We start from the raw sequence: 12,940 nt of genomic DNA on the forward strand, positions 1-12,940 counted from the left end.
ATCACCATGAAATTTACCGATTTATTCGTACGCCGCCCCGTGCTGGCGCTGGTGATCAGCACCTTGATTCTGATGCTGGGCGTGATCGCCATCCTGCAGCTGCCGATCCGCCAGTATCCGATGCTCGAATCGTCCACCATCACGGTCAAAACCACGTATCCGGGCGCCTCGGCGGAACTGATGCAGGGTTTTGTCACGCAGCCGATCGCGCAAGCCGTATCGTCGGTGGAAGGCATCGATTACCTGACCTCGTCGTCGGTGCAGGGCAGCAGCACGGTGACCGTGCGCATGGAACTGAACCGCGATTCCACGCAGGCGCTGACGGAAGTGATGGCCAAGGTCAACCAGGTGCGTTATAAATTGCCGGAGGGCGCTTTTGACCCCGTCATCGAGCGTTCGGCCGGCGACTCCTCGGCCGTCGCCTATGTCGGTTTTGCCAGCGAGAGCGTGTCCGCGCCCGCGTTGACGGACTACCTGGCGCGCGTGGTGCAACCGATGTTCGCCACCATCGATGGCGTGGCGAAAGTCGACGTGTACGGCGGCCAGCAACTGGCCATGCGTTTGTGGATCGACCCCGCGAAACTGGCGGCGCGCGGGCTGACGGCAGCCGACGTGGCCGACGCCGTGCGGCGCAATAACTACCAGGCGGCGCCCGGCAAGGTGAAGGGACAATTCGTCGTCTCGAACATCAGCGTCAACACGGATCTGACCAGCGTGGCGGAGTTCCGCGACATGGTCATCCGCAAGGGCGGCGATGACAGCGCCACCCTCGTGCGTTTGAAAGACGTGGGCACGGTGGAACTGGGCGCGGCCGCCACGGAGACGAGCGGCATCATGGACGGCGTGCCGGCCGTGTATCTGGGCCTGTCGCCCACGCCCGGCGGCAACCCGCTGGTGATCGTCGACGGCATCAGGAAGCTGCTGCCCGAGATCCAGAAAACCCTGCCGCCCGGCGTGAAGGTCGAGCTGGCATTCGAGACGGCGCGCTTCATCCAGTCGTCCATCGACGAGGTGGCGCATACGCTGCTCGAAGCGCTGCTCATCGTCGTCATCGTCATCTACCTGTGCATGGGTTCCTTGCGCTCCGTGCTGATACCCGTCGTGACCATCCCGCTGTCGATGCTGGGCGCGGCGGCGCTGATGCTGGCCTTCGGCTTCAGCATCAATCTGCTCACCTTGCTGGCGATGGTGCTGGCCGTGGGCCTTGTGGTCGATGACGCCATCGTCGTGGTGGAAAATGTGCACCGGCATATCGAGGAAGGCAAGACGCCCGTGGCAGCCGCGCTGGTGGGCGCGCGCGAAGTGGCCGGCCCCGTGATCGCCATGACGATCACCCTGGCCGCAGTGTATGCGCCCATCGGCATGATGGGTGGACTCACGGGCGCGCTGTTCAAGGAGTTCGCGCTGACCCTGGCCGGCGCCGTGGTGGTGTCGGGCGTGGTGGCCTTGACCTTGTCGCCCGTGATGAGCTCCCTGCTGCTGCAGCCCAAACAATCGGAAGGGCGCATGGCGCGCGCGGCCGAGCATTTCTTCGAGGGTCTCACCAGCCGTTATGCGCGCCTGCTGGACCGCTCCCTGCACCATCGCTGGCTCAGTGCCGGTTTCGCCGCGCTGGTGATGGTGAGTTTGCCGTTTTTATACCTGCTGCCGCAGCGCGAACTGGCGCCGGCGGAAGACCAGGCCAGCGTGCTGACGGCGATCAAGGCGCCGCAACATGCCAATCTCGATTACGTCGAACGCTTCTCGTACAAGCTCGATGACATCTATAAAAACGTGCCGGAGACGGCGTCGCGCTGGATCATCAATGGCGGCGAAGGCCCGGCATCGAGCATCGGTGGCATCAACCTGACGCCGTGGGCCGAACGCTCGCGCAATGCGGCCGTCATCCAGGCCGAATTGCAGCACGCCGTGGGCGACGTGGAAGGCACCAGCATCTTCGCCTTCCAGCTGGCGCCCTTGCCGGGATCGAGCGGCGGCTTGCCCGTGCAGATGGTGCTGCGCAGCGCGCAGGATTACGCCACCCTGTTCCGCACCATGGAAGACGTCAAGCAGCGCGCGCGCGATAGCGGCCTGTTTGCCGTCGTCGACAGCGACCTCGATTACAACAACCCGGTGGTAAAAGTGCGCGTGGACCGCTCGAAGGCGAACAGCCTGGGCATCCGCATGCAGGACATCGGCGAATCGCTGGCCGTGCTGGTGGGCGAAAATTATCTGAACCGCTTCGGCATGGATGGCCGCGCCTACGACGTCATCGCACAAAGCCCGCGCGAACAGAGACTCACGGCGCAAGCGCTGACGCAGCAATATGTGCGCGCCGACGATGGCAGCCTGCTGCCCCTGTCCGCCGTCGTCTCGGTGACGGAACAGATCGAACCGAACATGCTGACCCAATTCAACCAGCAAAATGCGGCCACCTTCCAGGGCGTGCCGGCGCCGGGCGTGACCCTGGGCGACGCCGTGGCCTTCCTCGACGGCGTAGCGAAAACCCTGCCGCCGGGCTTCAGCTACGACTGGCAATCGGACGCGCGCCAGTTCGCCACGGAAGGCAATGCGCTGCTGCTGGCCTTCCTCGCGGCCGTCGTCGTCATCTACCTGGTGCTGGCGGCGCAGTATGAAAGCCTGACGGACCCTTTGATCATCCTGATCACGGTGCCGCTGTCGATTTGCGGCGCGCTGATTCCGCTGGCCCTGGGCTACGCCACCGTCAACATCTACACGCAGATCGGTCTCGTGACCCTGATCGGCTTGATCAGCAAGCACGGGATCTTGATGGTGGAATTTGCCAACGAATTGCAGGTGCATGAACAGCTCGACCGCATCACGGCCATCCGCAAGGCGGCGCAGATCCGCTTGCGCCCGATTTTGATGACGACGGCCGCCATGGTGGTGGGCCTGGTGCCGCTGCTGTTCGCTTCCGGCGCGGGTGCCAACAGCCGCTTCGGCCTGGGCGTGGTGATCGTCTCGGGCATGTTGATCGGCACCTTCTTTACCCTGTTCGTGCTGCCCACCGTGTACACCTTTCTGGCCCGCCGCCACACGGCCGACCATGCCACGCCGCGCGCACGCGATCTGTCGCAGGCGCTGAAGGAATCCATATGAAAAATTACCGCTATCTAGCTTCCCTTTTTGCTGCCCTTTTCCCCATGCTGGCTGGCTGCGCCATCAGCCCCGCCTACGTCACGCCGGGCACGCCCGCCATCCATTTGGCCAGCCCACAGCAAGCGCAATTCGCACCCGACGCGAGTACCGTCAGCGAGGCCGCCTGGTGGACATTTTTCGACGATGCGCGCCTGTCGCAACTGATCGCCAGCGCGCTCGAACACAACCTTGATATCGCGCAGGCGCAAGCCAATTTGCTGGCCGCACGCGCCATCTTCGACGAACGCCGGCTCGATGAACTGCCCGCCGTCACAGGCCAGGCCGGATGGCAGCGCAAGGTGCAACAGGACACGCCAGACAGCCGTGCCGCCAGTACCAGCACGCGCGTGGGTTTCGATGCGCAATGGGAGATCGACCTGTTCGGCCGCCTCGCGCACATGAGCCGTTCTGCGCAGGCGCGCGCCGACGCGGCGCAGGCCGATTTGCGGCAAGTGCAACTGACGATCGCCGCCGACGTGGCGCGCAATTATTACGAGGCCCTGGGCTACCAGCAAAACCTGGCGCTGACGCAGGCGCAGGTGCAAAGCTGGCGCGACACCGTCGCCCTGATCGACGCGCGCATCCGCGCCGGCAGCGGCTTGCCGGAAGAGCGCTACAACGCGCTGGCCAACCTGGCGCGCAGCGAGGCGGCCTTGCCGCCATTGCAGGCTGGCTTGCGCCAGGCGCAGTACCGGCTCGATGTCTTGAGCGGACAAGCACCGGGCGCCATCGCGCTGGCCACCACACCGCGCCAGCAGGCGCCGCTGGCGGGCCAGCTTCCCTTGGGCGACGTGAACCGCCTGATCAAGCAGCGCCCCGACGTGGTACGCGCCGAGCGCCTGCTGGCCGCCTCCAGCGAAGACGTGGGCGCCGCCACGGCCGACCTGTATCCGCGCCTCAGTCTCGGCGGCTTTTTGGGCTTTTTCGCCCTGCGCGGCAGCGGCGTGTTTGACGGCGGCGCACGCGCGGTCGAGGTGGCGCCATCCATCAGCTATCCCGCCTTCCGCCTGGGCAGCGTGAAGGCGCGCTTGCGCGGCACGCAGGCCGAAGCGCAGGGCGCGCTGGCGCGCTATGCGCAAGCCATCCTGGTCGCGCAGGAAGACGTGGAAAACGCCATCACGCAACTGGCGGAAAACCAGACGCGATTGGCCTCATTGCTGCAGTCGGCGCGCCACGGCAACGCGGCCCTCGGCATCGCCAGCACGCGCTATGCGGGTGGTTCCGGCAGCTACCAGGCCGTGCTGGAAAACCAGCGCGCCTTGTACGATATCCGGCGCGAAGCGCTGCTGGCGGAAACGGCGTCTTACATCGATGCGATTGCCCTGTACAAGGCGCTGGGATGGGGGCAAACTATGTGATCTTTTTAGCTCGGAAAGGCACGCGATGTTCAAGCAAGGCAGCTGGCTCAATCCACCGGAAAACTGGTCCGCCGACGGCGCGCAATTGCGCGTGACGACGGATGCCAGCACGGATTTCTGGCGCAAGACCTCATACGGTTTTATCCGCGACAGCGGCCACTTTTTCGGTACTGAAGTCAAAGGCGACTTCACGGTGCAGTTGCACGTGGCGGCGCAGTATTCTGCGTTGTACGACCAAGCCGGTTTGATGGTGCGCATCGACGAACAAAACTGGATCAAATGCGGCGTCGAATTTTCCGACGGCCAGCTGTTATTGAGCACCGTGCTGACGGTCGATACATCCGATTGGGCCGTCAGCATCGCGCCCGCCATGCCGGACGGTTTCTGGCTGCGCGCGACAGTGGAAAAGGGCGCGATCCGGGTGCAGTATTCGACCGATGGCCTTCGCTGGCCGCTGCTGCGCCTGGCGCCGTTTCCCGTCGCCGCGCGCTACCTGGCGGGCCCCATGTGCTGCACACCGGAACGTGGTGGCCTGGAAGTGGCTTTTTCGCAGTTTTCCATCGCTCCGGCGCAGCAAAAAGACTTGCATGATTTAAGTTAAATTAAACCACCCACGTCTCGTGCAAATGGCGCCACAACAGGCTACCATCCGGTGTTTTGTCATACACGACGGTCGACAGCCGCTCGGTGTTTTCTGCGCCCGGCAGTGACTGGCATTCGCGGTAGGACACGGTGGCGCCAGCCGTGCTTTCCTGGATCATTACCAGGTCCGTGATGCGCATGACGAGGCCCGGGCGGCTGCCGGCGGCGACGCAAAAAAACGCCGCCAATCCGGCGCCATCGAGCTGCTTGCCACCGGGTGACACCATCGTGAAACCGGGCGAAAACCGCGCCAGCAAATCAGCGCAATGTTCCGGCGCCGTGGCTTCGCCGGAAAGCCACTCGCGGATCAGCACATGCGTGGATAAAACGTCGTCAAAATACGGGTTTGTTGCAGTCATTTTTTGCTTGCTCCATGTTGTAGTAAAAGGTCGAGAACGGCGCGGTTGTCGATACGCAGGCACAGTGCCAGCGGCAGTACGCACGAGGCGGCGGCGAGGGCAAAGCACCAGTGAAATACCTGCGCCGCACGCAGGTGCTGGGCAGGGTCATCGAGCGATGCGATGCCCTGCGCCGCCAGCAAGCCATTGAGCAGTACGCTGAGCAGCGCCACGCCCAGGCAAAAGCCCAGCTGGCGGTTGATATTCCACACGGCGCTGGCCTGGCTCAATTGCCCATCCGGCGTGCGCAAGAATGCCGTGCTTTGCGCCGTGCTACTGCACAAACCACCGCCAAAGCCCATCACGGCATACGCACCGGCCAGCCAGAATAACTGGCCCGCCGCATCCACGCGCAGCAGCATCAGCATGCCCGCCGCCTGCAGCAGCGCACCAAAGATAAACAGCGGTTGCGGACCCACGCGGCGATAGCTTTTGCCGGTCAGCGAAATGGCCGCAAACGAGGCCAGCGCCCACGGCAGCATCAGCGCGCCCGCCGTCGATGCGGACATGCCCAGCACGCCCTGCAGATACAGCATGGCCAGCAGGCTCACGCCCATGAAGACACCGGGCACCAGCAGATACATCAGCATGGCAATGCGCAGCAGCGGCTCACTGGCCAGGCGCAGGTTGAGCAGCGGCGTCGACTTGCGCAGCGCGCCGCGCACGTAGCCCCAGGCGCAGGCGGCGCCCAGCGCCAGCACGGCGGCGCCGGCCGGCACGTCGCCCGGCGTGCCCAGCATGGTCAAGCCCAGCAACAGCAGCAAAATCGCCGTGCTGCCCGCCAGCAGGCCGCCCACGTCGAGACGGGGTACGGCCGCGCGTGGCGGGTCGGCGCGCAGCCAGCAGGCGGCCAGCAGCAGCGCCAGCGCGGCAAATGGCACGTTCAGGTAAAAAATCCAGCGCCACGACAGGCTGTCGACGATGACGCCACCCAGCGCGGGCGACAGGGCGGGCGCCAGCAAGCCCACCAGCATGATGACGGAGGACAGGCCAGGGCGCTCGGCAGGCTGATACAGCTGGTAGGTCATGCTTTGCCCCAGCGGAATGAGCAAGCCGCCGCCCAGGCCCTGCACGCAGCGCCAGGCGATCAGCGCCTCGATCGATGGCGCCAGGCCGGCGCCGATGCTGGCGCATAAAAAAGTTAGCAACGATGCCATGAACACGGTTTTGCTGCCATAATAGGCAGCCAGCCAGGCGCTGGCGGGGATGACGATGGTCAGGCCGAGGATGTAGGCGGTGCTGATCCAGGCCAGCTGCGCCACCGAAGCGTGCAGGGCATGGCCGATGTCGGGATAGGCGACGCTGGTGATGAACATGTTGATCAGGTCGACGAAAAACCCCAGCAGATAGATGGCCGCCACCTTTTTGCGATAGTCCATGGTGCTCCGAATGGCAAACGGCCAGCTTAAGCGCTCAGCGTCATTTGCGTAACGGGCCAGCCCCGATTACACTGTCAAACAAATTTTGACAAACCTCTACAACCCGCATGCCTCCTCATTCTTATTTATGATCAGTCTTGACCGTTTGGGTATTTTCATCGCCATCGTCGACGCCGGTTCGCTGACGGCGGCCGCCGTCGTGCTGGGCCAGAGCAAGGCCGTCGTCAGTTTTAACTTGAAACAGCTGGAGGCGGAGCTGGGCGTGTCGCTGCTGACGCGCAGCACGCGCAGCCTGGCGCTGACCGACGTGGGGCGGCGCTTTTACGAGGATTGCCAGCGCGTGCTGAGCGAAGCGCAAGGCGCCATCGAGACGGCGCGCCAGGGCCACCTGGGCTTGCGCGGCACCTTGCGCCTGACCACCACCGTCGAGTACGGCAGCCGCACGGTGATCCCCGCGCTGATCGCCTTTGCCGCCGCCCATCCGCAGCTGCAGATCCAGCATTCGTCGTCGTCCTCGCATGAAGACCTGATCTCGGGCCGCTACGACCTGGCCATCCGCATGGGTTCCCTCACCGATTCGAGCTACCGCGCCGCGCTGATCGAGCCGTATGCGATCTGGCCCGTCGCCTCGCCCGCCTACCTGGCCAGCCTGCCCGGCCGGGACATCGCCACCTTGGACGACTTGCAGCGCGCGCGCTGGCTGGCGCACAGCCGCCTGACCACGCCGCTGCGCTGGGACGTGCACACGCCGGACGGCCCCGCCGCCTTTGCCGTGCAGGACGACGCCGCCATCCATTCCGACTCCGCCTCGGCCCTGCTGGGCTTTGCCCTGGGCGGCTGCGGCGTGGCCCTGCTGCCGCAATGGCAGGTGGAGGCGGAAGTGCGCGCGGGACGCCTGCGCCGCCTGCTGCCCGACGTCGCCTTCCCGCAGCAGGGCGTGTATGCCGTGTATCCGAACACGCAGCACATCGCGGAAAAGGTGCGCGCCTTTATCGACTTTTTGCGCGCGTTCGTGGGCACGCCGGATTGAAATTTCACTTCGTCAATATTTGATCACTACAACGGTTTCCAAGGGGCAAACGGGCGCCCCTTTCGTTTTGCACGGCCTACACTGGAAGGACGTTGTTCACCGATTGGAGACCATCATGGCACATACATTGGCAGCAGTTTTCGCCGTCCGCGATATGGCCGAGCGCGCCCGGCACGACCTGATCACGGCGGGATTTCCCGGCGCCAACATCCGCCTGCACGATGCGGGCAGTGACGACACTTCCGCCACGGAAAACATCCGCCGCGACGACAGCGACAGCCTGCTCGACAATATCAAGCATTTCTTTACGGACCTGTTCGGCAGCCACGCCGATCGCCACATCTATGCGGAAGCCGTGCGGCGCGGGCATGTCGTGCTGACACTGGAAGGCGCAAGCGACGCCGATATCCAGCGCGCCACCGACATCGTCGAGCGCTATGCGCCGCTCGACATCGATGCGCACGCCGAGCACTGGCGCGCCGGCGGCTGGCAAGGCGCGCCGCACGACGACAGCGGGCGGCGCCAGGGCGCCAGCATGCAGTCAAGCGCGCCATCGCGGCAGGGCATGTCCGCCAGCAATATGAACGAGGCGCCAGGGTCGCAACAATTTGCCAGCGACATGGCGCCACCACCGTCCAGCGCGGGCGCCAACGCACGCCGCTACCCCAGCGCCGACAACTTGCCAGGCACCAGCTACGATGACGAGCAGTACTACCGTAGCCACTGGAGCGCCACCTATGTCGCCACCGGCGCGCGCTTCGAGGACTACGATCCCGCCTACCGCTATGGCCATTCGATGGCGAACAGCGACAGCTACCGGGGCCGCCCGTGGGACGACGTGGAAGCGGACCTGCGTTCCACGTGGGAGCATACGTATCCGCAATCGGCATGGGACAACTTCAAGGCGGCCGTCCGGCACGGCTGGGAACGCATCACGTCCTGATGCGCGAGGAGGGGGACAGCCCCCTCAGCGCCCCTCGTGCGTGAGCTTGAGGAAGTGGTTCAGGATGTGAAAATGGTCTTCGAAGAATTGCTCCTCCATGGCCGGCAGCGACGCCACGGGTACCCACTGCGCCAGCGCCGCATCGTCGGCCGCCGTCACGGCCGGCAACTGGCGCGTCTTCAAGTCAAAGTAATGCGCATGCGTGATGGTGCGCCCGCGCTGGCTGCGGTCCGGATGGTCGAACACGGCCACGTCGACCAGCGCCTCGACGAGGGTGGGCGCCAGCACGCCCAGCTGGGTTTCTTCCGCCAGTTCGCGCAAGGCGCCCTGCAGCAGGCGTTCGCGCGGCTCCAGGAAGCCGCCGGGCAGCGCCCACAGGCCCTTGCCAGGATAGCCGCCGCGGCGCACCAGCAGCACGTGGCCGCCCGTCTGCACCAGCGCGTCGACCGTCGTGAAGATGGGCGGATACGGCGCCGCGCGCCAGCGCGCCTTGTACGCTTCGATGGCGCGGTATTCCTGCACCAGCGGCGCGTACCACGGCAACAAGGTCCACGCCTTCACATACTGGCCGATGGCCGCCGGCAGCAGCTGCGCCACGGCGCTCAGCGACACGTCCACGTCTTGCGCCTCGAACAGCACGTTGCGAATCGCCGTCGCGCCGATGGGGGCACCGGGATCGATCTCCAGATTGAGCAGCTGCCAGTGCGGGAAGTGGTGCAGGTAATAACTGGTGGCATCCTTGAAACAGGCCACCAGGGCGACGCGCTGCGCCGCGGGCACGGCGCCCGTCACGGCGCGCCGCACGGCATCGGCCCACAGGCCATCGTCGTAGTAATCGCGCACGGCCACGTAATGCACGCGCGCGCGCTGCGCCTCGGGTAAGGTCGCGGCGATCATGGCGGCCCGTTCCTGCCACGTAAACGGGTTTTTCGGGCTGCGCGCATGGAAGGCGGAGCCGAGCACCACCACCACTTGCGCGGCCGTCGCCAGCGCCTTTTGCAGCAAGCCCGCATGGCCATTGTGAAAAGGCTGGAAGCGGCCGATCAGGATGGCCGCGTCGGCGGAATAGGATGGGGTCATGCGTCGTCTCCGGTGGGGTAGTGGGCGGCGATCGGCAATTGACGCCCGCTGCCAAAGGCGCGCGAACGCACGCGGATGATGGGCGCCGCCTGGCGCCGTTTGTACTCATTGCGGGCGACCATGCCGAGGATACGCGTGACGAGAGCCCGCCCCTCGTCCGTCTCGCGCAGCTGGTCGACCAGGGTCAACGCTTGCGCGCTTTCGGCCGCGGGCAAACCGCGTCCCTCGATATGCCATTTGAGGATTTCATCGAGCACGGGATATGGCGGCAAGCTATCCGTGTCGCGCTGGCCCGGCGCCAGTTCCGCCGACGGCGGTTTATCGAGCACGGCGACGGGAATCAGTTCGCGCCCGGCGCTGGCGTTGAGGTGGCGCGACAGGGCGAACACCTCCGTTTTATACAAGTCGCCGATCAGTCCCAGTCCCCCATTCGTGTCGCCATACAGGGTGCAGTAACCCACCGAGATTTCGCTCTTGTTGCCGGTGGTGAGCAGCAGGGCGCCGAAGGCATTCGAGTACTCCATCAATATCGTGCCGCGCACGCGCGCCTGCAGGTTTTCCAGCGGCAGCCCTTGCAGCTTGCCGTCGAAAGCTGCCGCATAGCCGGCTGCGTATTGCGCCACGATGTCGCGGATCGCATGCGTGTGCAGGGTGATGCCCAGGTTGGCGCACAGGGCGACGGAATCGGTGACGGAGCCGGCGCTGGAAAACACGGACGGCATGGTGATGCCCACGACGTTGTCGGCGCCCAGCGCCTCGACGGCCAGGGCCAGGGTCAGCGCCGAGTCGATGCCGCCCGAGCAGCCGACGACGACTTTCGTAAAGCGGCAGCGGCGCGCGTAGTCGCGCAAACCGAGCACGATCTGGCGCCGCGCAAACTCCACGGCAGGGATGCCTTCCGGGTCGGGCACGGGGAAAGGCTGACCATCGGGCCGCGTAAAACGGCCGCCGGCAAAGCGCAGCAACTGAAAATCTTCGACGAAGCGGGCCGCCTCGAATTGCACGCCCAAGGTCGGCGACATGGCGAACGAGGCGCCGTCGAACACGAGCTGGTCCTGGCCGCCCACCTGGTTGACGAAGAGCAAAGGCAAGTTCACGCGCGTGCAGGCGGTGCCAAACACGGCATGGCGCTGCGCCCGTTTGCCGATGTCGGACGGGCTGGCGTTGATGCTGACGACGAGGTCGGGCCGCGCCGCGTGCAGAGCGTCGAAGGGGTTGACGGCGTAGGCGCGGCCATCGTCGTTCCAGCCATCCTCGCAAATCATGAAGCCCACCTTGCAGCCAGCGATAGCGAGGGTGCAGGCGCCGGGCGGCCCCGGCTCGAAATGGCGACCCTCGTCAAAGATGCCGTAAGTGGGCAGCAGCTGCTTGTAGTATTCGGCCACGATGCGCCCGTCGCGGATGGCCAGCAAGGCGTTGTACAGGGGCTTGCCGACGCCGGGGTTCGGCCGCGCCGTGCCGATGACGGTGACCAGCGCCGGCCAGCGCGTGGACGCTTCCAGCAGCTGATTCAGCGCCTGCTGCATGTCGCGCAGGAAGGCGGCATCTTCGAACAGGTCGCCCGGGTAATACGCGCACAGCGACAATTCGGGGCACACGAGCAGGTCCGCGCCTTCCTCGCTGGCGCGCCCCATGCGCGCGATGATGGCGGCACAATTGGCGTCGAAGTCGCCCACGGTGGGATTCATCTGGGCGAGGGCGATGGTCAGCATGGCGATCCTTCATTGGTTACGCTTGAAACCACTATCCTGCCTGAAATTTTACTGAGCGTACTGATGCAATCGTGCAAGCCAGCCGATCCTGCCGCTACAAGGTCTTGAGCCAGGCCCGCAAGCGCGTGCGCGCATTCGCATACGGCGACGCCGTATTGAACTGGATCATGCGCCCCATCGTGTAATGCGTGTACCAGGGCTGGCCATACAATTGCGCGTCGTCATGGCTTTCGATCAGCGCCAGCAACTGCTTCTTCGCCTGTGCCAGGCGCTGCAGCAAGTCGTCCATGCTGAGTTCAGCATAGTCCGCATAGAAGCGCTGCGCCAATTTTCCCAGAGCGTTCCACGTGAAACCTTCAGCGGGAAAGGCGATGTCCTCGATGCGTTTGCCGTCACGCAGCTGCGCGTGCCAGTGCAAGACCAGCTCATTCCAGCCCACCAGATAGGCGAGCAAGTCGCACACGCTCATGCGCGTGCCCGCCACTTGTCCTTCCAGCACGGGTTCCCGCGCCAGCGTCGGCGGCACGCGCGCCAGTTCTTGTAGCAACTTCGCATACGTGCTGTTGATGGCGTCGAGCAGTTCCTGCTTGCTGTCGGGAATAGCCATCACGCCGCCTGCACGACCGGCAAGCCGGCCGTCTGCCAGTCGTCGTAACCGCTGCCGAGGCGACGCGCATGCAAGCCGTGCTGGCGCAGGGCCGCCACCGCCTGCACGGACAGCACGCAATACGGGCCGCGGCAATACGCGGCGATCTCGGCGTGCGCGGGCAATTCGCCCAAGCGACGCTGCAAGTCATCAAAAGGAATATTGATCGCACCGGGCAAGTGGCCGGCGGCAAATTCCTGCGCGGGCCGCACGTCGAGCACGGTGATGCTGGCCTCGCGCATGCGCTCCAGCAACTCATCGCCCGTGATCGCTTCCACATGGTCGCCCCGTCCCAGCGCCTGCAACTCGCTGCGCTGGTGCTGCGCATACACGTCCAGCGCATCGAGCAACTGCATGACAGGGCCGTTACCGAGCCGGTACAGCACGCGCTTGCCGTCGCGCCGCGCCAGCACGAAACCGGCGCGCCGCAACTGCTGCAAATGCTGCGAGGTATTCGCCACGGACAGGCCCGTCAACTCCACCAGCTGCTCCACTGCATACTCGCCGTGCACGATCTGCTCGAGCAGGCGCAGACGCGGCGCGCTGCCTAAAATATGGGCAAACCCGGCGGAACCGGTCAGCAATTCGATATCAGCATTTTTCATTGACACGAT

General features: G+C 65.0%; 11 protein-coding genes. 5 read left to right on the plus strand and 6 right to left on the minus strand.

Features of this window, described 5'->3' with window-relative positions; all coding sequences use genetic code 11:
- Positions 1–6 precede the first annotated feature (6 nt).
- From AC3IQ7_RS01340 to AC3IQ7_RS01350, 3 genes are read left to right on the plus strand one after another with little or no spacing between them, the layout of a single operon-like run.
- The gene (locus tag AC3IQ7_RS01340; RefSeq protein WP_489208152.1) at positions 7–3,099 is read left to right on the plus strand and encodes a MexW/MexI family multidrug efflux RND transporter permease subunit; all 3,093 of its coding nucleotides are present in this window, start codon (positions 7–9) and stop codon (positions 3,097–3,099) included.
- Positions 3,096–4,496, plus strand: coding sequence for an efflux transporter outer membrane subunit (locus tag AC3IQ7_RS01345; RefSeq protein WP_489208153.1), 1,401 nt, complete (start codon positions 3,096–3,098; stop codon positions 4,494–4,496). The genes AC3IQ7_RS01340 and AC3IQ7_RS01345 overlap by 4 nt, the downstream gene beginning before the upstream one ends.
- A gap of 25 nt (positions 4,497–4,521) precedes the next feature.
- Positions 4,522–5,097, plus strand: a complete 576-nt coding sequence (locus tag AC3IQ7_RS01350) for a DUF1349 domain-containing protein (protein WP_489208154.1) — start codon at positions 4,522–4,524, stop codon at positions 5,095–5,097.
- A gap of 1 nt (position 5,098) precedes the next feature.
- Here AC3IQ7_RS01350 and AC3IQ7_RS01355 read toward each other — a convergent pair whose 3' ends face one another.
- Together AC3IQ7_RS01355 and AC3IQ7_RS01360 are read right to left on the minus strand one after the other, a co-directional pair.
- Positions 5,099–5,497 carry a DUF4440 domain-containing protein gene (locus tag AC3IQ7_RS01355; protein WP_099377664.1) on the minus strand — a complete coding sequence of 133 codons (399 nt, stop codon included), beginning with the start codon at positions 5,495–5,497 and terminating at the stop codon, positions 5,099–5,101.
- A complete protein-coding gene (locus tag AC3IQ7_RS01360; RefSeq protein WP_489208155.1) occupies positions 5,494–6,915 on the minus strand; it encodes an MFS transporter in 1,422 nt (473 codons plus the stop codon). Before AC3IQ7_RS01360 ends, AC3IQ7_RS01355 begins: the two co-directional genes overlap by 4 nt.
- Before the next feature lie 127 nt (positions 6,916–7,042).
- On the opposite strand from AC3IQ7_RS01360, the gene AC3IQ7_RS01365 reads away from it, so the two are divergent.
- Positions 7,043–7,945, plus strand: coding sequence for a LysR family transcriptional regulator (locus AC3IQ7_RS01365; RefSeq protein WP_322429075.1), 903 nt, complete (start codon positions 7,043–7,045; stop codon positions 7,943–7,945).
- Positions 7,946–8,060: 115 nt separating this feature from the next.
- Positions 8,061–8,888: a hypothetical protein gene (locus AC3IQ7_RS01370; RefSeq protein ID WP_158301173.1), complete on the plus strand. Its 828-nt coding sequence runs from the start codon at positions 8,061–8,063 to the stop codon at positions 8,886–8,888.
- A 24-nt stretch (positions 8,889–8,912) separates the two neighbouring features.
- Here AC3IQ7_RS01370 and AC3IQ7_RS01375 read toward each other — a convergent pair whose 3' ends face one another.
- The 4 genes from AC3IQ7_RS01375 to AC3IQ7_RS01390 form a co-directional block, all read right to left on the minus strand.
- The gene (locus AC3IQ7_RS01375; RefSeq protein ID WP_489208156.1) at positions 8,913–9,968 is read right to left on the minus strand and encodes a bifunctional nicotinamide-nucleotide adenylyltransferase/Nudix hydroxylase; all 1,056 of its coding nucleotides are present in this window, start codon (positions 9,966–9,968) and stop codon (positions 8,913–8,915) included.
- Positions 9,965–11,680 (minus strand): NAD+ synthase, encoded by a 1,716-nt coding sequence (locus tag AC3IQ7_RS01380; protein WP_322429078.1) that lies wholly within the window; start codon positions 11,678–11,680, stop codon positions 9,965–9,967. The genes AC3IQ7_RS01375 and AC3IQ7_RS01380 overlap by 4 nt, the downstream gene beginning before the upstream one ends.
- A gap of 94 nt (positions 11,681–11,774) precedes the next feature.
- Complete coding sequence (locus tag AC3IQ7_RS01385) at positions 11,775–12,287, minus strand: ClbS/DfsB family four-helix bundle protein (RefSeq protein ID WP_489208157.1); 513 nt, start codon at positions 12,285–12,287, stop codon at positions 11,775–11,777.
- The gene (locus AC3IQ7_RS01390; RefSeq protein WP_489208158.1) at positions 12,287–12,931 is read right to left on the minus strand and encodes an ArsR/SmtB family transcription factor; all 645 of its coding nucleotides are present in this window, start codon (positions 12,929–12,931) and stop codon (positions 12,287–12,289) included. Before AC3IQ7_RS01390 ends, AC3IQ7_RS01385 begins: the two co-directional genes overlap by 1 nt.
- Positions 12,932–12,940 lie beyond the last annotated feature (9 nt).

It is taken from the genome of Janthinobacterium sp. GL_088, assembly GCF_057837845.1.